Here is a 19,146-nt window from a genome sequence, read left to right on the forward strand (position 1 = left end):
CCCGAACCGGAACGGATGACGGTGCGCATCGGCTGGGACACCGCCGTGCACCGCCCCGCGACCATCCCCGACCTGCGTGACTGCGCCCCGGCCGGCACCCCGGTCGGCGACGACGACCCGCGAATGCTCTACCACGGCACCCTGGGACCGGTGGCCACCGCGGACATCGACCACGGCCTGAAGGTGGCCAGGCGACTGCTGCGGGCCAACCGACAGACCACCCAGACTCCCGCCCACGCCGCCGTCGACGGGGAACGGGGCAGCGGCAAGACCACCCTGCTCCACGTCGTGGGCCGCGCCCACCAGGGCCGCGTCGAGAAGTGGCACGGCATCGACGCCAACCGCATCCCCGTCGTGTGCATCAACACCCCGCCCACCCGCGACGACCTCGTCAACTGGTCCGCGCAGATCGCCGTGTTCCTGGGCTGGGACCTGTACCGCAGGGACCCGGACGGCAAGACGGTACAGCGGACGAAGGACTGGACCGGACCGGTCGTACACGTCCTGCGGGCCGCGAAGACCCGACTCCTCCTGGTCGACGGCATCGACCGGTTGCGCACCGGCGACATCGGGCCCGCGTTCGCCTTCCTCGACTTCCTGGCCGCCGAGTTGGGACTGACCGTGTTGTGGTGCGGCACCGGCTCCCGCGAGGTCCTGCGCGAAGCCCGCGGCGACCCCGACACCGACACCGGAACCCTGCTGCCCCGAAACGCCGCCCCCACCCTGTGGGTCCGCCCCGTCCCCTACACCGGCGCCCGGCCCGAACCCTGGCTGCGGACCCTCGACGGCTTCGACGAGAAACTACGACTGCACCACCACACCCGACACGACCTCCTGACCCACGCCACGTTCCTCCACAAGGCCAGCGAAGGACGCATGGACGTCCTGGCCCCGCTGATCTGCCAGGCCGCACAGATCGCCATCGAGAACGGCACCGAAGCCCTCACCACCGCCGTCCTGGCCGAAGCCGCGGAGTTCCTCGGAACCGACACGACCTACCGGGACCCCTCCCCCGCCGGCACTCTCCAGGACACCCCACAGGACACCGGGCCGCCCGGAGGAACCCCACCGGAAACACCCGGCTGACCGACCACACCGCCACGCGTCCGGCCGCCCGCGGCAACCACCCACAGCCGCGGCGCACACCCCCGCCCCGGGGCCGCCGCCCCGACGGTTCCCCGCCACGACCGCCCCCGGGACACAACCCCCGCCCGCCCCGTCGCATGGCCGCCGGCACGCCGCACAGGCCCACCCGCACAACACCCCACAAAACCCCGACCGCGACCACCACCGCGGCCCACCCGAACACACACAAGGCAGTCTCGCTCCACCCGCCGAAATCTCATTCCCCCTGCAAGATCAACCACTTACCCGCCCCCGACCAGCCGACATCCCCCACCACACCCGAAAAACGACCTCCCCACAGGTCGAAACATCCATCTCACGGCACCAGCAGCAATACAGACCACACAGCCACAGAACCAGACAACACCAGCGAGACGGGACAGCGGCGCAGCGGGCGGCGATACGGCAGTCGGTGCTGTCGGGAGTGCCCGCGGCGCAGCGGCGGCCGGTACCGGCGGGGTGCGGGCGCGGCGCGGCAAGGGCGCGTGGGAGACGGCGTTCGCCGCGGCCGTGGCCTACCGCGAACGTGAAGGGGACCTCGAGGTACCTCGCGCGCACGTCGAAACCGTGGTGACGGAGACGACGGACGGACTCGACGGCGGCACGGCGGAGGGCGGCGGGGTCGTCGACGTGCGGCTCGGTAAATGGGTCAACAACCAACGCAACCGGCGGAGTTCGCTGAACGAGGAACGGGTGGGGCTGCTCACCGAACTCGGCATGCGCTGGTGAACCGTGACGCCAGCGGGGGTGTTCGTGTTCGGTGAGTGTGAGGTTCGGAGCGAGGTCGGGGGTGTCGGCGGAGGTGGTGGGTCTAGTTGCCGGGCGGCTGAAGGCCCAGCGGAGCACTTCCTGGTCGACGTGGGTGCGACCGGTGCGTTCGAGGGCGGTGTGGGCGGTGGCGTAGGACGCTGACGGAGGTGCGGGCGGGTTCGGTGGTGTAGCGGTGGTGGAGGGTGGCCGCTCGCAGGTGCCGGGTTCCGGTGCAGCGGAGGGCGGTGCCAGCGAGATGGTCGAGGTGCGGTTGGGCAAGCGGATCAACAACCAACGCACCAGACGCAGTTCGCTGACCGACGAGCGCGTGCGGCTCCTGACTGAACTCGGCATGCGTTGGTAAGCCGTTGTGGGGCGGGGTGTGAGATCCGGAGTGAGGATGGCGGATCGGGGCGGCACGGGGCCGAGTTGAGTCGCGGCTAGAACTCGCTTCGCCAAACTCCTTCAGGGGGGCAGGAGCCCGCGCTTCTTGAGAACACGGCGGAGAAGAAAGGCTGGGATCAGGCGCCGGAGGCCGAAGCGGTAGGTGAGGGCGTCCTGGATCGAGGTGACGATGTGTTGTTGGTTGCCCATGCCGAAGCCATTGAGGTTCATCCCGGCGGCGGTGGCAACTGGGGTGGCGTTCCAGGCGTCGTTGCAAGCCTGTTTGAAGGGCGTGTCGATTCTGGTGAGGCAGTAGTCGAAGACCTCGCTGAGCACTGCGCTCTCCGTTGCGGTCCAGGCGCGGCTCTCCGCGAGGCGCTCTTGGAGGTCGTGCCCGATGGTGGTGAGCGTATGGAGGACATCGGGGTTGTCGCTGGTACGGCGGCGTATCCGGTAGGGGTATTCGATACGGGCGACGAGGAGTTTGACGGCTGCGGCGTAGCGGTCGCGGCGGACTGTGGCCCCGGCGCGCAGGCCGGTGAGGATGTGTCCCAGCACTACGGCGACGACGGAGGAGCCGAGGATGAGGACGAGAATGGTCATCGAGTCCATCGGTGGGCCTCCTGTCGTGTCTTGACGGTGCGCAGTGGGTGGACGCCGTGGGCGGGCTGGCCATGCGGGGCGTCTTCGGCGGGCCAGGTGCCGGTGCGGCGCCATGCCTCTTCGTAGAGCAGATGGCGGTGGATGAGGGTGATCAGGGGTTCGAGGCCGTCGTCGGGGATCCAGCGCAACGCTGTGTCGTCGTCGGGGTATTGCAGGCACAGGTCCTCGACCGGAGCGGGGTTGCGGTGTTTGAAGGCTCGGTGGGCCGAGTCGAGGGGAAAGGCGTGGATGGTGTGGTCGTGTCGGATGACGATGCGAACGCGTTCAGTGGGATAGTTCTCGCGCTCGAAGGCAGGCAGGGGCCGCAAGGTGAACTCGAGCAGCGCGGCTCCGACGGGGCCGGTGCGGCCGGTCGCCCGTTCCACGCCGTAGACGGTGTGGGCGTGGAGCATGTGGTCGGCAGCTGCGGCGGGATCGGCGAGCACCCGGTTCAGTGGGTACGCCATGACCGTGCCGGGCGGGCGGGCTGCTGGCCGCGCGGGGAGGTGACGGCGCGTCCGGTGGAAGTGATGCTGCCGGCTGCCAGGGCGCGCAGCGCTTCGGCAACGTTCTGGGCCTCGGCGGCGGGGAACGTCTCTCCGATCAGGCCGTGCCAGATCTCGATGGCGGCTGCGTGTTGGCCGTCCTCTTCCAGCCGCCGTGCCTCGGCGGTCCGGTGGGCGGCGTCACGCAACGCGGCTGTGTAGGAGGTACGTTGGGCGGCCGTCCAGCCGGCGGTGAGGTCGTCGACACCGGTGGGATCGAACACCGGTCCGGTGACAGCATGAGCGGCGTGCGCAAGAGTGTCGGCGAGGGACCGGGAGTGCTCGAGTAGGACTGTGACCGCCTCGTACGCAAAAGCCTCCCACAACAGGCCGCAGGTGTCGTCGAGGACCGGGTGGTCCTTCTTGTAGGACTTCAGCATGCGGACCTGGTGGACGAATCGTCCGCCGGTGGCCTGGTTGCGGGCGCTGATGATTCGGTTGAGGATGCGGGTGTTGGACCACTCCCAAACGTCGTTCTCCCGGTCTGCGATGTAGCAGATCTCGCCGTCGTCCGCGTCGAGTGCGGGGACCAGGTCGAAGGTGAAGTCGAGATCGGGGAAGGTGACCTGAAGGGCGTGGGCGGGGGCGTCGTCCACGTCGAATCGGGCGTTGGGGTACTTGTCGGCCACGGCCGCGCGGATGAGCCTCATCGCGTGGGCAGGACCGCCGGGCCGGCGCAGGATCTCTTCCAGACGCGGGTGCATCCGGATGATCATGTCGACGTCCTTGAGCGGCTTGAGCATCGTCTTGCGGGCGAAGCTGCCCTGGAGGAATGTCCCGATCGCCAGTCTTTCGCTCACCAGGTGGTCGGTGATGTCGCCATGCCGCTTCTGCGCGTTCTTGCGCTCGCGGGCATGGAGGTTGAGTTGCTCGTCGAAGGCGGCGAATGCGCCCTTGGTGGTGTCGTTCATCGTGCTGTCGTGCTCGTTCCTGCCGGCCTCGGCGATCGTGGTGCCCGGCAGTTCCGGGGTCCCGTGTGGTGTGGCGTCCGGGGCGGACGCCTTCGTGAGGGACAGACGACGTAACTCGGCGGTAGCGGGATGCGTGTGACCAGGGTTCAGGCGCAGTCGCGGCAACGGCTGTTCGCGCCGTCGAACATGGCGGCGGGGTGCACGATGAAACAGGCGGTGCACTGACGCTCGGCAACCTTGCGGTCACAGTCGCAGCGGCCGCAGTCCGGACAGGGGGCGGACTCGCAGCGAGCGCAGGCGCGGGCGTAGGACGTGAAGTCCTCTCCGCAGTGAGCGCAGGTGTATCCGGTCGGCTCGGGGCCGGCCTGGCGCGCGGAGGGCGTGAATGCTTTCCAGGGGGCCGAGTCGGTGACGGCGACGACGAGGAGGTAGCCATCCATGTCCGCCGTCTGTAGATACAGCTCATCACCGAGGATGCCGTCGCGGTAGGCGAGTCGACCGCGACCCTCGGCGCGACCGCGGGCGGATAGTGCGGTACTCAGCGTCGGGACCTGGCTCTGGTTGCTGCCGCGGCGCAGCGGCGGCAGGCCGTGGGAGGCAGCGAAGGCAAGGTCGCCATCGGAGTCGAGGAGGAGGATGTGGCCGGGGGCGGGGAGGTGTTCGCTGGCTTTGACGCACGCGGCCATTCGGGAGGCGCTGCCGGCTCGCCACAGCGCGACGGTGGTGTCGGCGGTGGGTCCGGCGGTGGCGATGTGCTGATCGACGAGTCCATCGGGCAGGAGGATCTCGGCGGCGAACGCGTCGCACGCGGCGTCCTCCAGGGCGGTGCCGCCGCCGGGCTGCTCGAGGAGGACGTCCATCAGTTCCACCAGGGTCTGCTGGAGATGGTGGCCGAATTCATGGAGAGCGGTGAAATCGCGGCGGGCCAGGCTCGTGGAACCGGAGACGGCGATAACGGCCGGGGTGCCAGCGAAGTAGGCGCCGGCAACGCTGCAGCCGCCGGAACGGCTGTCGGGGACGTCCCTGACGTCGAGATCGGGCCACTGCCGCAGTTCCCGCAGTGCACCGGCAGTCAGCCGTGCGTCGGCTCCGGGGTGGTCGCGGCGCAGGGTGGCGAGCATGGCTTTGGCTTGAGCGTGTGCTGCGGCGCGCTGCACGTAGTTCACCACTCGCTCTCCCGGGCCAGGTGGACGTCGAAGAAGCGGTCCACTCGGGCAGGCCAGTCCTCCTCGGCTGAGCGCTCTTGGCGCGCTGCCAGGGCGAGGGTGGTGAAGAGTGCCTGTTGACGGGCGTTGTGTTCGGTCGTTGCAATATGTCGGGCGAGCCGACGGATCTGGTCACGCCGGGCGGGGCGGCTCAGTTCGTGCACTAGGTGATCGGGCGGGGGTGGATTGGCGGCCAGAACCTGGTCTGCGGTGGCCCCCAGGATCGGTGCGAGAAGGTCGGCTTCGTCGTGGGTGAGCGGTGTTTGCCCGCGCAGCAGAGCCAGGGCGCGGGGCGGTTGCACGCCGAGTTGCTTGATCAGTTCGGCGGGGTGAAGCCCCTGCTTCTTCAGCATGGCGGCCAGGTCGCCGTTGCCCTGCGGAGCCCAGCGTGCCGTGGAGAGCAAGTCCATGGTGTCGGCCAGGGCAGCGCGGAAGCCGGCGGCTCGTGCTGCGGGACTGGGGATGGGGCTTCCGTAGCGGTAGCCGGTCGCAGATGGGATCGGTGAGCCGTCGGCGGCGAGGGGAACGGATAGGTGGCTGATCTGCCGATCCAGGACGCACCATGGAAGTCTTTGGCCTAGGCCACGCCATAGGGCGAGGGGTTGTTCCAGGGTGGACGCCTCGGCGGGCAGCAGCACGGTGTCGGCGTCGTGGTACTGGGTTTTCAAGGCAACGGGGAGGGCGTGCACGGTGGTGTCATCGACTGCGGTGACAACCACGATTTCCACGGTGTCGTCCCAGACTGCACGCCAGATCTGACCCGGGCGGGGATCGCCGGGAGTGGCTGTGGCTGTGGTGCGGACAGCTTCGGGAATGGTTGTGCGCGCAGCTGCGGCTCGCAGTCTTTCGTATGCGCTGGGTGGTGACTGCCTCATCGGGCGGGCCCCCTTCCTTCACGGCGATGGGTTCTCACTATGGACAAACGACGTCACTCATCGAATGTCAGGGCATAGCTTCCGCGCGGCGCAGCAGCGCCGAAACGACAGCATGCATGTCGTCTCCCTCGCCGGTCAGGGCCCTTCTGAGCTTCTCGCGCAACGCTTCCATGATTGCGCGCGCCTGATGAACGCCGATGCTCAGGTGGACGGCTACTTCCGCAGCTGTGTCTTCGAGGTAGCGCAGCAGTTGCCGTTCGTCCGGGGACATCTGGGTCCAGATCTCCCCAGCTACTGTTTCCGCCCCCACTGGGTCGGGTGGGTCTGCTCCTTGTGCCTGCTTCATGGTGGGGTCGGTCAAGGAGCCGTTATTGGAATAGGGCGTGGTGATCTCGGGTGTGGTGGGTTGATCGAAAAAGCGGGCTTCGAGGACCCTTGCCAGGTCTTCTTCGCGCACTGCTCCTCCGGCTGCCTCGAGGACGGCCTCAAGCACCGTCATCAGGGCGTGCACGGTCTTCTTCGGCGTCGGTCCGGAGTGGTTCCACGCGGTGATCCAGACCCCGCGCACCTCCCAGGCCACGCGGACGAGTTCGTCGAGGTCGCCCTGCCACACGACGCCAATGGGATGAGAGGCCAGCGCCCAGCGGGGGGAAGTGCCGCCCACGGCAGAGTACTTGGCGTCCTCGGCAAGGCGTTTGGCAAACCGCCTTCGCAGCTTCCCGCGCTCGGTTCCCTTCGCCTGGTCGATCAGGAAGTACCTGATCGAGGCGTAGAACATCTTCTCCAGGGAGGTGTCGTCGACCGCTTTGAGGAAGCAGTCCAACACAAACTGCTCGCCTTTCCGGCTGAACATTTCAGCCAGGAGTACGTCGACGGCCTCGTCGGTCCACCCGGAGTACCCCTCGGGGGGCGGGAATCCCTGGGTACGGGTTACTTGACGACCGACGCGGCGCAGCAGTTCGAGGCTGGCATCGCCGAGCCGACCGGATCGCGCCAGCTCGTCGTACGCTCCGCTCGTCATCGTCCACCCCGACTTCACCGCGTCGCCACAGGGTTCTTGCTATACACCTCTCCTCCGATAGGGGTGAGGTCGCCACGCCGCTGTTCGCCAGTCGCGCTTCGAAGCACAGTCGGGGGCCTGGGCAGAAACGAATGACTGCGAGGCAGGATGAACTTCCTGCGGCCGGCAACAGTTGCCGTAGCGCGGCTACGCGGCCCGCGACAGGCCGGCGTGTGTCAAAAAGAAGATCGATTCGCGGTCGCTCCGCGCATGCGTCGGGTCGGTCGGGAGTCGGTTGGCTGTACGCATGAAAACGATCACTTCCGCTGCCCCATCGGGCGGGGCCCTGCTTCGCCCCGACCCCGACCACGTCGAGGCGCGGTTCGTCGAGGCGGGCGGTGCGCTTCGACAGGTGCCTTGGCCTCGGGTCGCGGATGACGTGTTGCTGGAGGAGCACTCTCCGGTGAGGCGGTTCCCGGTGAGGCACGGGCGGCGGGTGGCGCCGGGTTGGTGGTGGTCGGCGACGTCCGGGCGCATGGTGCCCTATGGGTCCGGGGTGATGCGGACCCAGGTCATGCTCTTGGATCGGGATCCGTCGGTGGTGGCGCTGGCGTGCCGGCCGGTGGAGTTGGTGTGGCGCGAGGGTCGCAGGAGTGTCGCGCACGCGCCGCAGGTGATGGCCAGGATGGCGGACGGGAGCGGTCTGCTGCTCGACTGCGTGGGAGGAAGTGGGCCGTCGGCGAGGCTGGTCGCGCGCGCCCGTGTGGTGTCCGCCGCCGCGGACGCGGTCGGCTGGCGGTATCGACTCGTTCGGCCGGCGGATCCGGTGCTGGTGGCCAATGTGCGGTGGCTGGCGGGGTATCGGCATCCCCGCTGTGCGGGCGGTCGGTTGATGTCCTCGGTCGTGGCCGCGTTCGGCCGTGAGCGGCCGGCGGTGGAGGGTGTGCGGGAGTCGGGTGATCCGATCGCGGTGTGGCCGGTGTTCTTCCACGCGTTGTGGAGCGGCGCGCTGAGTGTGCGGTTGGACGAACCGCTGCACGAACGTGCCCTGGTGTCGGTGACGTGCGGGAAGGGCGGGGTGGCGTGACGCATCCCGTTCTCGAGATCGGGGCCCGGGTCCGCCACGACGGGCGGACGTGGAACGTGGCCGTCCTCGAAGGCGTCAGGGCCACGTTGGTCACCGACGGCGGGGCGTCGGCGGTCGTACTGCTGCCCTATCTGTTCGCCGACCCGTCCTTCGCGGTGGAAGGCGGTCACGCCCCGCCGAGGCTCCCGCCCTTCGGTCTGCTGGAGGCCCTGCCCGCAGAAGCGAGGCAACGGGCGTTGGAGTGGCAGCGACATGTGCGGGAGGTGGAGACCGGTTTCCCGGTTGCGGGCGCGACCGGTGGCCCGCGCCCGGAGTTCGATCCGGCGACGAGGAGCATGGCGCAGCGGGAGCGGGCGAAGGCGGACGAGCTGACGGCGGCGGGCCGGGTGACGAGTGTGGCGACGGTGCGCAGGATGCGTTCGCGCTACCGACGCGGCGGTCTGTGGGCAGTGGTGGACGGCCGGGTGGCCAGGGAGTCTTCCCCGCTGGGACGGGCGGACGAACGAGTGGTCGCGGCGATCAGGGATGTGCTGGAGGCACGGCGGGAGCGGTCGACGGGCACGCTGGCGCGGCTGCGCCGCGAGGTGGGGTGGTTGTTGGAGGAACAGTACGGCGCGGGAACGGTGACGGTTCCGCCGACGTCGACGTTCAACCGTCTGGTGCACGTGGTGGCCGACGGGCAGGGCTTGCTGGGGACCGCGGCGCAGCGGCGGTGGCACGCGTCGCGGCCCGCTCCTCCGTTCACGCCGACGGTGGCGCTACGGCCGGGCGAGTTGGTGATGTTGGACAGCACGCCGCTGGATGTGTTGGCGGTGTCGGACGACGGTGTGGTCGGCCGGCCGGAGTTGAGCATCGCGTTGGATGTGGCGACGCGCAGTATCTGCGCGGCGGTGTTGCGTCCGAAGGGGACGTCGTCGGTGGACGCGGCGATGTTGCTGGCGCAGATGGTGGTGCCGATGGCGATGCGGCCGGGGTGGGACGAGGCGTTGGCGATGCGGCGATCGGTGATTCCGTACGAGCGGTTGGTGGCGTTGGACGCGCGGTTGGAGGGTGCTGCGGCGCGGCCGGTGATCATGCCGGAGACGGTGGTGGTGGACCAGGGGCGGGTCTTCGTGTCGGGTTCCTTTCTCGGGGCGTGCGAGAGCCTGGGGGTCTCGGTGCAGCCGGTGCCGCCGGCGAACGGTCCGGCGAAGGGGAACGTGGAGCGGACGTTCCGTGCGATCGGCAGTGGGTTCAGCCAGTACGTGGCGGGTCATGTCGGTCCCGACATCACGCAGCGGGGCGCGGCGGCGTCGGGGGACGCGTGCTGGAGCCTGGCGCAGTTGCGGGAGCTGTTGGACGAGTGGGTCGTGGTCGGGTGGCAGGAGCGTGTGCACGATGCGCTGCGGCATCCGATGATGCCCGGCGTCACGGTGTCGCCGAACGAGATGTGGGCCGCGCTGGTCGCGGTGACGGGGCACGTGCCGGTGCCGTTGCAGATGGGCGACTACGTCGAGTTGTTGGAGACCCGATGGCAGGCGATCAACGACTACGGCATCCGGTTCGGCTACCGCACCTACGACCATCGCGGTCTGAACGGACATCGGCGGCGGCGATCGACACGGGCCGACAAGGGCGGCAGGTGGGAGGTCCACCACGACCCGTACGACCCCAGCCGGGTGTGGGTGCGATTGCCGGAGGGGTGGCTGGAGGTGCCGTGGGTGCACGCCGGCGCGGTGAGGAGTCCGTTCACGGCGTTCACGTGGTCCTTTGTGCGGCGCACGGTGGAGCGTCGGGGCGGCCGTGAGGAGCACGAGGCGGCGATCGCCCGCGCCTTGGACGAGTTGTTGCGGCGTGCCGGACAGGGTCTGGGCACCGCGCGCGAGCGTTCGGTCGCGGCCCGGGCTCGCGCCACCGCGCGGGTGAACGACGCCTCGCCCGTTCCCGATCGGTCTCGGCCGGGGGTGGCGGAGGGATCGTTCGGGTTGTCCGGGGTCTTCGCCGCGTCGCCGGACCGGGACGAGGATGGGGACGTCGACGATCTCGCCGATGCCGATGCGAACGTCTGGGACGACGAGGAGGACGACCTCGCCGACGACCGGGAGGGCCGGGCGGACGAGTGGGTGTCGGCCGGATTCCCCGGGTTCTCGGTGCCGGACGAGGACGCTACCGGCGCACGCGCACGGGAAGCGGCGGCGGCGCCCGGCGAGATGCGTGTCTACGACCCGCATCAGGAGGCCCGGACATGGTGACCGACCCTGTTCGCGGCGAGGACGACGTCTTCAGTGCGCTGACGACATGGGATGGATGGCAGCGCTTCGTCGATGCCCCCGATGTCCGCGGGAGGGACGTCGGCGAGCGGTTGTGGACCATGGAGGAACGGGAGGACTACCACGCGCGTTTCGTGGTGCTCAGGACACCGGCCATGGACGCCGTCTCGACGGCTGTACGCCGCCTGCTGCTCCTGAATCGCGGTCAGCAGGGCGGGGCCAGGCGCGGCCTGATCATCTCCGGTCCGGCGACCACGGGCAAGACCACCGCGATGCAACAGCTGGGGCGGACCGTCGAACTCGCCGATCGGCGACGCCATCCGAACCCGTCGGGCCGCTTGCCCGTCCTGTTCGTCACCGTGCCGCCGTCCTCGACCCCGAAGATGCTCATCAGCGAGTTCGCCCGCTTCCTGGGCCTGCCGGCCCCACGGCGGATGAACCAGATCCAGATCACCAACGCCGTGTGCGAGCTTTTGTGCGAGTTGGGCACGCAACTGGTCCTGATCGACGACGTGCACCTGATGGAGACCCGAAGCCGAGTCGGCGCGGAGACCGCCGACCAACTGAAGTACCTCGGCGAGCGGATCCCGGCGACGTTCGTCTACTCCGGCATCGACGTCGAGTCCTCGCCGCTGTTGACCGGCGTTCGCGGTTCCCAACTCGCGGGCCGGTTCAAGATCGTGCGCAACCAGCCGCTGCGCTACGGCAGTACGACCGACAAACAGACCTGGCACGAACTCGTGCGCGGCATGGACAGCGCCCTGCGGCTGCGCGGACACCGGCCGGGCACGCTGGTGGCGCATGCCGCCTACCTGCACGCCCGCACCGGCGGCCGGATGGGCAGCCTGTCCCATCTGATCCGCGAGGCCGCACTGGTGTCGCTCATGGACGGCACCGAACGAATCACGAAGAAGCTGCTCACACAGATCGAACTCGACACGGCCGCGGAGCAGCGGAGCCGAGCGTCGCGGAGCGCGGCCCTCTCCCCCGCGCCCTCGACCTGATCCGTGTGTCGCCTTCGTACCCGCGATCGCCGCGGTCGGGTCGGCCGGGCTCCTCTCACGAACTGGAATGCCTCCTTGGACGTTTCCCTCCACCCGAGACCACGCGGGCTCGTCCCGCCACCGGCCCGGGGGCCGATCAGGCTCGGGCCGCTGGCCGGGGAAACCACCCTGTCGTTCCTGGACCGGTTGGCCGACCGCTACAGACTCGGCGTCAGGGACTTCGTCCCGGCGCTGCTGTCGGCCGACGCGGGGTTGTTCAAGGGCTATCGGGTCGACGGGGAGGTGTACCTGAACGCGGAGGCCCGCGCCCTGGTCGCCGTGTTCTGCAACGTGCCGCCCGATCATCTGCGACGGGCGCTGCCCACATGGTGCGCGCAGGAGCCCGTGGGTCCGTCCGGGGCCGGCCCGGCCGGCCGTTTTCGTTTCGGCACCGTGCTGGCCGCCATGGGAGTGGGCTGTCGACCGTGCGCTGCCGCGCGGACGGGCCGGACCAGGCCCGTCCGGCTGTACCTGCCGCCGCATGCGCGGGTGTGTCCTCGGCATCGGCGCTGGATGCTCGGTGACCACCGGGTGGACGGCGCGCTCCTGGGGGTCGAGCACGTCGACCTCTCGGGCCTGCCCGAGATCCTCACCGCGCACCGCCGGCATCTGAGGATGCTGCGCCACCAGCCGGACGCGGCCCGCGCGTTCGAGGTCGCCCACGCCGTGGTCACCTCCTGGTGGGCGCAACAGTGGCCCCGGGAGGAGCACTGGCCCCGTCGTGTCCGTCGGATCACCCCGCCCGGGGAGGACCCGGGCTGGTGGCGGCTGCTGGCCCGGGACGTGGTCACCTATCCGGAGACGGTCGCGGTCGCCTCGCTCCTCGCCCGGGCGCGGCACCGCCAGCGCGTACTCGACGGCACGGTCGGACACCGGCCGCACACCGTCGCGGACGCGCCCGCCCTGGTCGCCGAGTTGGCGCGGCGCACCGAACGGCCCTGGCTGCCCGGGCACATCGCCGGCGCCTCGGCCGGCCCCCTGTACACGTGGCTGCGCGGCGGCGCGCGGGCGCGTGGAGAGGGCGCGGACACCAGCCGGATGTGGAACGTACACATGGCACACCGGCCCCGGCCCCTCGCCCGGGAGTTGCAGGAGCACCGCGATGGCGCCCGGCGGCCGGACGAGGCGTCCCGCGGTCCCCGGCTGCACCTGGGGCTCCGGCACCTACCGGACCGCGCGTTCTCCACCGGTCTGGAACACGCCCGCGCCTATGCCGCCCGCCACGGCCATCTCGCCGCCCCGATCGGGACGTGCTTCGAGGGGTTCCCTCTGGGTCGTTGGCTGTCGAACCATCGCAAACAGCAGGCCATGCCACCCGAGTACGTGGCCATGCTCGACGCACTCGACCCCTGGTGGAAACCGTCCTGGACGGTGAAATGGCAACGCGCCTACTACCGGGCGCGCGAACAGTCGCGCGTCGCGGGCGGTCTGCGCCCCGAACAAGGCTTCCCGCACGTCGACCTCGGTCTGGGTGAATGGCTCCACGCCCAGTGCGCCGACTACGACGGGCTGCACCCGGCGCAGCGCCGCCTGCTCGCCGAGATCGGCCTCACCGAGCAGGCCGCCCGCACGGCACGGCCCCGCCGCAGGAACATGGGAGCCCACTTCGAACGCGCCCTGGCCTGCGCCCGCGCCCACGTCGAAACCGACGGCACCCTGGTGACCACCACCGTCGACACCGTCCGCGACGGATTCCCGCTGGGTCAGTGGCTGGCCAACCAGCGCAGCAAGGACCGTGCCTGGCGGCTGAGCCACGACACGCCCTCGCCCCGAGCCGCCGCGCTGTCCGCGATCGACCCGTGGTGGAACCCCGCGTGGGGCCCGGAATGGCAACGCGCCCACCATCGGGCCCGCACACTCGTCACACAAGGCCACGACCTCGACCCCGCGGCCGGATTCCCCGCCGCCGACGACACGCTCGCCGCGTGGCTGTCCGCCCAGTGCATGGCGTACGGGACGCTGTCTCGGCAACAGCAAGGCCTGTTGGCCGGCATCGGCCTGACCGCCGACCGTGCCCGTGCCGTCGAACCCCGCCCCCGTCCGCCCCGCACGGCTGTCCCGTCCCGGCCCCGCCCCGCCGAATCCGCGGCGAGTTTCAGCAGGGGTCTGGAACACGCGCGTTCGTATCTCGACGAACACGGCACCTTGGCCGTTGTCGCCCCCGACACCGTCCACGCCGGCTTCGGCCTGGGCCGGTGGCTCTCCCGGCGGCGCGCGCACGCCCGCGCGGACATTCGCGGAAACCGGCTCCCCTGTCCCGAGACGCTGGCGTTGGACGCACTCGACCCGTGGTGGTGCCCGTCCTGGCCCCACGCCTGGCAACTCGCGCTGCGGCGGGTACACGACCACCTCGACACCGGTCGACCACTCGATGCCGACCACGACTTCCGCGGCTTCGCCCGCGCATCGCGCACCTGGCTCCGCAGACAACGCGCCCACTACGACGACCTGCATCCCGGACAACGACACTTCCTGGCCGAGATCGGCCTCGACCGGGAGAGAGCCCACACACGGCCCATCGGCGCGCACGCCGAGACCGCCCTGACCCACGCCCGCGCGTACGCCGACCGGGTCGGCGACCTCGCCGTCGCCGCCCGCGCCCGGCACGACGACTTCCCTTTGGGGACGTGGTTGATCCGGCAGCGCGCCGGAGCCCGCCGGGGCCGAATCTCACCGGCGACCATCGCCCTCCTGGACACCATCGACCCGTGGTGGAACCCGCCTTGGGCGTTCCCGTGGCAACGCGCCTACCACCAGGCCCGGACACGACCCCACCACGACCCGGAAATCGCCCCCTGGATCCGCGCCCAACACACCAACTGGCCCCACCTACACCCCGAACAACAACACCTCCTGGCCGAGATCGGCATCCACCCGAAACCCTGACCCCCGTCCCGAGACCCCCGTGAACCACCCCATCACAGCCGCTCCCGTCAAGTACCGGCCCGATCAATCGGCACACCACCCGAGCAAACCGAACAACCACCCGGAAAACCGGGATAAACAACTACTAGCCCGACACGCTGCACCCCGGCCGGGAACACAACATGACCACAAGCCCCGACAACACACCCACCACAACTGAGAAAACCCCAGCTCACACACCCACCACTGCCCACATCAACCGAACCACGACACGGGTGCGCAAGCTCGTGATGCTCGGGATGGTGTGGTCGCATCCCGACGCGGCGTTCGAGGACGGGCTCGCCGTCGCCCGGCGGTATGTCGAGCGTGTGGGACACCTCGCCGCGCCACAGAACGCCGTCCAGGACGGGGTGCGCGTCGGGCAGTGGCTCGCCAACCAACGACGCGTGGGGGTGTTGGACGCGCACCCCGAACGGCGCCGGGCCCTCGAGGAATTGGACCCGTGGTGGAGGCCGGAAGGGTGGACCATCGCATGGCAGAGGGCCGCCAACGAAGTGCGGCTGTTCCTCGGGCGCGGCGGGGCCCTCGACGAACTCGTGCCCGGACACATCGCCGGTGGGCGGGACATCGGCGCCTGGGCGCAGCGGCACCGGCGGGCGGACGTGCGGGCCCGACTGCGGCCCGGACAGGTGCGGCAACTCGACGAACTCGGCATCCCGGCCGATGGCGGCGCGGCGGCGGACGAAGGGGACGCGGCGCAGGTCGGCGGCGGGGACGGCGTGGCGGTGGCCATCGGGGCCGGGAAGGCGATGGACGGCGCAGTGGTGGCTGTCGGCGACGGTGGCGCGGAAGGTGGCGGCGAGAAGGTTGTCGGCGCGGGGAACAGCGTGGAGGAGGGCGGTGCGGTTGTGGGCGGCGACGGCGCCGGGGGTGCCCCGGCGCCCAGGCGCGGGCGGGGCGCGTGGGAGGCCGGGTTCGCCGCGGCCGTCGCCTACCGCCAACGCGAAGGCGACCTCGAAGTTCCCCGCGCGCATGTCGAGACCGTGGCGACGCAGACGGGGACCGGACCCGGTGGTGGTGCGGGCGAGGGCGGCGGGGCCGTCGAGGTCCGGCTCGGCAAATGGGTCAACAACCAACGCACACGACGCGGTTCGTTGACCGCGGAACGGGTGCGGCTGCTCACCGAACTCGGCATCCGCTGGTGAAGGGGCGGCGTCGGGTCGGGGGCCTTCGTGTTCGGCGGATGTGAGATTCGAAGTGAGATCGAGGGGGGCGGTGCCGGTGGAGGTGGCTGGGTCTAGTTGCCGGAGCCGAGACGGCATGGGGTGTCCTCTTGGGCGGGGGCGGGTGCCGCGTCGGTGGGGCGGGTGCGGGCTTTGAGCGTGTCGGGGGTGGCCCAGTCGGCCGGTGGCGGTGCGGGCGGGATCAGGTCGGGCAGCGCCGGCTCGGCGAGGTCGCCGTCGTGGTGGCGGGCCGGTTCCCGGTCGGCCTCGGCGGCGGTGACGGCGTCCAGGCGGCGGGGGTTGGTGGGGTCGTGGCGGGGGCGAAGCGGTCCCGGCGTAGTTGTTCGGCGGCTTTGGCCTCGGCGCGCAGGCGGCGGGCGCGGGTCGCCCGGGCGCGGCGCAGCGCGGCGCGTTGTTCGTCGGTGGCCTGGTCGGCGAGATGGGCGGTACCCAGGCGGCGGCCGTGGGGGTGGTGTGCGTTGGCCGATCCGGCGGCCGGGCCGTTGAATGCCCTGCCGGTGGGACGTCGGCGATTAGAGTGGGGCGGTCGGGTCGTCGTGAGGGAGGGGTGTGGGGTGACTGCCGAGCCCGAGTATTCGACTCCGGTGATCGCGCGGCCGGAGTGCACGATCGAGGGTGTGCGTGCGGCGATCGCGTTGTTGGCGCCGCACTGGCTTCCCGAGATGGACCGGTCCCAGCGCGAGGCGACCGCGAAGGCGTTGGAGGTCAACCGGCTCGATCCGTTGCGGGGCTGGTTGCGGCACTGGGCGGCGATCGCGGAGATCGAGCGTCACCCGGATCTGGCGTTCCGGTATCACCATGCCGAGCAGGTCGACACCGTCAGCGACGACCCCCGGGTGCGGGCCCGCGGTGTTCGGGTCGCCGGTGAGTTGTTGCGGGCCGCCTACGCAGCGGTGGGCGTGTGAGCTGGGGCTGGGAGTACGAACCCGACCAGGCGAGCGTGGTGGGCGGTGCGCCGGAGGCGTTCGTCGCCCTGGTCGAGACCGCGGTCGCGGAGATCGTCCGCGCGGCCGAGGCCCTGTATCTCGACGGGACCCTGTACGAGGGCCCCAATCCCCGCGCGGCAACCGCTTACGTCGACGACGGCATGTTCGTGTACCTGATCGTGGTACGCAGCGAACGCGTCTACGTCCTGCAGACGACGTACCTTCCCGCCCACTGAAACCTTTACGTCCGTATCCGCACGCCTTGGGTGGCTTGTGTGTGGTCGGGCAGGGCGGTGAACAGCATCCGTTCCACGCAGTAGTGGTTGAGGTTCTCGATGCCGCCCTTTCAGGTGGGGGCTGTAGGGCGGGAGCACGGTGATGTCGGCGTCCGGGGCGGTCAGCGCGGTGGTCACGGTGCGGGAGAGGAAGTCCCTGCCGCGGTCGAAGCGCACATGCTCGGGCAGGCCGCCGAACGGGCCGTATGGGTCGGTGCGCACGATCGCGGAACGCAACGCGAACGTGGCCGGGACCGAGGCACGGGTGGGGTGGCCGGGTGTCACGGCAACGCGGGTGATCGCCTTGGTCGCGCAGTCGATGAACCAGGTGACATAGGGGTGGACGAGGTCGCCGTCGGCGTCCACACACCGGGAGGCCTGGACGTGGTCGGCCTCCCACACATGGTTGCGCCATGTCCGGGGGGTTTGGCGAACACGTCCAACGCCCGAGCGGCTTCCGGGCCCTTGCGGTGGCCGACCCGCTCCCCCGCCGTCAAATCCCGGCGGAGCGCTCGCAGGAACGTCGACAACGACGGCACCGGATCCAGCAACGGCACCGCGGCCTGTGGCGCACCGCCCGGGAGCGGTATGCCGCCCGACCGAGGCGGTGCGTGAGGCAGTCGAAGCGGCGTCGTTGGCCGGCTTGTCCGGCCCGGCGGTCGTACGGGCACGGGCGAGAAGCTCACGGTGGACCGCGGAGGCGTTGCCGCGCCAAAAGGCCGGCAACACCCGAATGCCCGGGGTGATCTCGAACCGGTCGCCGCGACGGGCGCCCGGGGAGGCGGCGGTGGCGGGTGTGGTGCCGGCATCGGCCAGCCGGCGCCACACCGAGCGCTCCGACACCTCCTGGCATTGCACCGTGGTGTGGACATGCGCGCGGGTGAGGCGGCGCTCGGCGCGCAGCACGAGCAGGCGGCGAACGGCCGGGGCCCGCAGGGCGGTCGACGACGCGATGTCGAGGACGGGTTCGCCCGGGAGCGTCGAAGACTCCCCGGTGGTGTCGTCGTGGGAGGTGGTCGTCATCGGGGTCCCTTGTTCCTGCCGTGGGGCGATGGGTCAGGGGTTGGGGCCGAGGCGGGAGCAGGCCCAGGTCAGCAATGTGCGGTCCACCGCGGTGTCGGGGGCGCGGCTGCGGGCGGCGTAGGCGTGGGAGGTGATCTTCGCCCAGGTGCGGAAGTTCCCCCGCGCGTGCGTGGTGTCGGTGTGGAGCAGGTCCTCCTCGGTCGCGGCATCCCACAGCGGATGGAACAGGCGCAGCACGCCGGGGATTTGCGATGCGTCCAGACGTGGCACGTGTTGCCAGGTCAGCACGCGGGAGGCCAGCGCGGGAGCCCGTGCCAGGGTGCGTTCGGCACCGGCGCCGCACAGCACCAGGCTGGTGTGGGTGGCGGGGGCGTCCGCCAACAGGCGCAGGTAGTCCAGCTCGGGAGCGGCGACGCGTTGGACGTCGACGATCACGAGCACGCCCTGCGGCGCGAGGGCGTCCAGGAGCGCGCGGTCGGCCGCGTCCGTGCGGCTCGTCAGGGAGATGACCGGCAGGCCGAACGCGGTGAGGAGCGCGGCCCGTAGCTGGGGCAGGGCCGGTTTCACCGCGACCAGCGCGCTGTGTACCGGGACGCGGCGCGGGAGCAGACGCAGCGCCTGGTGGAGCGCGATCGTCTTGCCGTGGCCGGGGTCGCCGTACACGCACACGATCCCGCGGGCGGCGACGGTGTGAACGAGTGCTTCGGCCACCGTGGTGGAGTTGGCACGTCGACACCACATGCGCGCCGGGTGTGTACAGGCGCACAGCATCACCCGGGGGTGCCGGCCCCGCGATCGGATCGGCCCCCGGACGGCTTCGACAATCGAGGCCGGCGATGCGAGCCGGCCCCCGCTCGTCCACCGTTCCCGGCAGGGCCAGGTCGGCCAACGCGCGGTCGTAGCCGTCCACGGCCGACCCGTGGATCGGACGCGCGATCTGAAGCACACGTCCCGAGGAGAGGTCACGACGTACCGCGTGATAGAGCGTCGTCAACGA

General features: G+C 70.5%; 18 protein-coding genes. 10 read left to right on the forward strand and 8 right to left on the reverse strand.

All coding sequences use genetic code 11. From position 1 onward, the window contains the following. The first annotated feature begins 15 nt into the window (after nt 1-15). From ACMXN5_RS30475 to ACMXN5_RS30485, 3 genes are all read left to right on the forward strand, one after another. Nucleotides 16-1,086: a TniB family NTP-binding protein gene (locus ACMXN5_RS30475; protein ID WP_439673363.1), complete on the forward strand. Its 1,071-nt coding sequence runs from the start codon at nt 16-18 to the stop codon at nt 1,084-1,086. 498 nt (nt 1,087-1,584) lie between these two features. Beyond that, nucleotides 1,585-1,854, forward strand: a complete 270-nt coding sequence (locus ACMXN5_RS30480) for a helicase associated domain-containing protein (RefSeq protein ID WP_439678129.1) — start codon at nt 1,585-1,587, stop codon at nt 1,852-1,854. 214 nt (nt 1,855-2,068) lie between these two features. Continuing rightward, nucleotides 2,069-2,239 carry a helicase associated domain-containing protein gene (locus tag ACMXN5_RS30485; protein WP_439678130.1) on the forward strand — a complete coding sequence of 57 codons (171 nt, stop codon included), beginning with the start codon at nt 2,069-2,071 and terminating at the stop codon, nt 2,237-2,239. Nucleotides 2,240-2,340: 101 nt separating this feature from the next. Here the strand turns inward: ACMXN5_RS30485 and ACMXN5_RS30490 are convergent, their stop codons facing one another. The 6 genes from ACMXN5_RS30490 to ACMXN5_RS30515 form a co-directional block, all read right to left on the reverse strand. Continuing rightward, nucleotides 2,341-2,871, reverse strand: a complete 531-nt coding sequence (locus ACMXN5_RS30490; RefSeq protein ID WP_439678131.1) for a hypothetical protein — start codon at nt 2,869-2,871, stop codon at nt 2,341-2,343. Further along, a complete protein-coding gene (locus ACMXN5_RS30495) occupies nt 2,859-3,368 on the reverse strand; it encodes a hypothetical protein (protein ID WP_395784671.1) in 510 nt (169 codons plus the stop codon). The genes ACMXN5_RS30490 and ACMXN5_RS30495 overlap by 13 nt, the downstream gene beginning before the upstream one ends. Further along, on the reverse strand, nt 3,353-4,357 hold the full coding sequence (locus tag ACMXN5_RS30500) for an SMODS domain-containing nucleotidyltransferase (RefSeq protein WP_439678132.1): 1,005 nt from the start codon (nt 4,355-4,357) through the stop codon (nt 3,353-3,355). Before ACMXN5_RS30500 ends, ACMXN5_RS30495 begins: the two co-directional genes overlap by 16 nt. 146 nt (nt 4,358-4,503) lie before the next feature. Beyond that, nucleotides 4,504-5,523, reverse strand: a complete 1,020-nt coding sequence (locus ACMXN5_RS30505; RefSeq protein ID WP_439678133.1) for an ImmA/IrrE family metallo-endopeptidase — start codon at nt 5,521-5,523, stop codon at nt 4,504-4,506. After that, nucleotides 5,520-6,290 carry a hypothetical protein gene (locus tag ACMXN5_RS30510; protein ID WP_439678134.1) on the reverse strand — a complete coding sequence of 257 codons (771 nt, stop codon included), beginning with the start codon at nt 6,288-6,290 and terminating at the stop codon, nt 5,520-5,522. Before ACMXN5_RS30510 ends, ACMXN5_RS30505 begins: the two co-directional genes overlap by 4 nt. A 214-nt stretch (nt 6,291-6,504) precedes the next feature. Next, nucleotides 6,505-7,458, reverse strand: a complete 954-nt coding sequence (locus ACMXN5_RS30515) for a hypothetical protein (protein ID WP_439678135.1) — start codon at nt 7,456-7,458, stop codon at nt 6,505-6,507. 286 nt (nt 7,459-7,744) lie between these two features. Between ACMXN5_RS30515 and ACMXN5_RS30520 the strand changes: the two genes are divergently transcribed. From ACMXN5_RS30520 to ACMXN5_RS30540, 5 genes are all read left to right on the forward strand, one after another. Continuing rightward, nucleotides 7,745-8,524 carry a TnsA-like heteromeric transposase endonuclease subunit gene (locus ACMXN5_RS30520; protein WP_439678136.1) on the forward strand — a complete coding sequence of 260 codons (780 nt, stop codon included), beginning with the start codon at nt 7,745-7,747 and terminating at the stop codon, nt 8,522-8,524. After that, the gene (locus ACMXN5_RS30525; RefSeq protein WP_439678137.1) at nt 8,521-10,755 is read left to right on the forward strand and encodes a transposase; all 2,235 of its coding nucleotides are present in this window, start codon (nt 8,521-8,523) and stop codon (nt 10,753-10,755) included. The genes ACMXN5_RS30520 and ACMXN5_RS30525 overlap by 4 nt, the downstream gene beginning before the upstream one ends. Continuing rightward, on the forward strand, nt 10,749-11,777 hold the full coding sequence (locus tag ACMXN5_RS30530) for a TniB family NTP-binding protein (RefSeq protein ID WP_439678138.1): 1,029 nt from the start codon (nt 10,749-10,751) through the stop codon (nt 11,775-11,777). The genes ACMXN5_RS30525 and ACMXN5_RS30530 overlap by 7 nt, the downstream gene beginning before the upstream one ends. A 75-nt stretch (nt 11,778-11,852) precedes the next feature. Then, nucleotides 11,853-14,702, forward strand: a complete 2,850-nt coding sequence (locus tag ACMXN5_RS30535) for a helicase associated domain-containing protein (protein WP_439678139.1) — start codon at nt 11,853-11,855, stop codon at nt 14,700-14,702. A gap of 254 nt (nt 14,703-14,956) precedes the next feature. After that, a complete protein-coding gene (locus tag ACMXN5_RS30540; RefSeq protein WP_439678140.1) occupies nt 14,957-15,886 on the forward strand; it encodes a helicase associated domain-containing protein in 930 nt (309 codons plus the stop codon). Nucleotides 15,887-16,106: 220 nt separating this feature from the next. Here the strand turns inward: ACMXN5_RS30540 and ACMXN5_RS30545 are convergent, their stop codons facing one another. Beyond that, nucleotides 16,107-16,532, reverse strand: coding sequence for a hypothetical protein (locus ACMXN5_RS30545; protein ID WP_439678141.1), 426 nt, complete (start codon nt 16,530-16,532; stop codon nt 16,107-16,109). Between the two features lie 10 nt (nt 16,533-16,542). On the opposite strand from ACMXN5_RS30545, the gene ACMXN5_RS30550 reads away from it, so the two are divergent. Beyond that, nucleotides 16,543-16,830 carry a hypothetical protein gene (locus ACMXN5_RS30550; RefSeq protein WP_439678142.1) on the forward strand — a complete coding sequence of 96 codons (288 nt, stop codon included), beginning with the start codon at nt 16,543-16,545 and terminating at the stop codon, nt 16,828-16,830. Continuing rightward, complete coding sequence (locus ACMXN5_RS30555; protein ID WP_126639078.1) at nt 16,827-17,087, forward strand: hypothetical protein; 261 nt, start codon at nt 16,827-16,829, stop codon at nt 17,085-17,087. Before ACMXN5_RS30550 ends, ACMXN5_RS30555 begins: the two co-directional genes overlap by 4 nt. Nucleotides 17,088-18,182: 1,095 nt before the next feature. Here ACMXN5_RS30555 and ACMXN5_RS30560 read toward each other — a convergent pair. Then, nucleotides 18,183-18,890 carry an AAA family ATPase gene (locus tag ACMXN5_RS30560; protein ID WP_439678143.1) on the reverse strand — a complete coding sequence of 236 codons (708 nt, stop codon included), beginning with the start codon at nt 18,888-18,890 and terminating at the stop codon, nt 18,183-18,185. Nucleotides 18,891-19,146 lie beyond the last annotated feature (256 nt).

The sequence above is a fragment of the Embleya australiensis genome (assembly GCF_051903075.1).
In the GTDB taxonomy this organism is placed as follows: domain Bacteria; phylum Actinomycetota; class Actinomycetes; order Streptomycetales; family Streptomycetaceae; genus Embleya.

Bases quoted from the DNA above. Each gene is read 5' to 3' on its own strand.
- ACMXN5_RS30475 (WP_439673363.1), top strand. From the start codon at position 16: ATGACGGTGCGCATCGGCTGGGACACCGCCGTGCACCGCCCCGCGACC.
- ACMXN5_RS30490 (WP_439678131.1), bottom strand. From the start codon at position 2,871: ATGGACTCGATGACCATTCTCGTCCTCATCCTCGGCTCCTCCGTCGTC.
- ACMXN5_RS30495 (WP_395784671.1), bottom strand. From the start codon at position 3,368: ATGGCGTACCCACTGAACCGGGTGCTCGCCGATCCCGCCGCAGCTGCC.
- ACMXN5_RS30500 (WP_439678132.1), bottom strand. From the start codon at position 4,357: ATGAACGACACCACCAAGGGCGCATTCGCCGCCTTCGACGAGCAACTC.
- ACMXN5_RS30515 (WP_439678135.1), bottom strand. From the start codon at position 7,458: ATGACGAGCGGAGCGTACGACGAGCTGGCGCGATCCGGTCGGCTCGGC.
- ACMXN5_RS30520 (WP_439678136.1), top strand. From the start codon at position 7,745: ATGAAAACGATCACTTCCGCTGCCCCATCGGGCGGGGCCCTGCTTCGC.
- ACMXN5_RS30530 (WP_439678138.1), top strand. From the start codon at position 10,749: ATGGTGACCGACCCTGTTCGCGGCGAGGACGACGTCTTCAGTGCGCTG.
- ACMXN5_RS30560 (WP_439678143.1), bottom strand. From the start codon at position 18,890: ATGTGGTGTCGACGTGCCAACTCCACCACGGTGGCCGAAGCACTCGTT.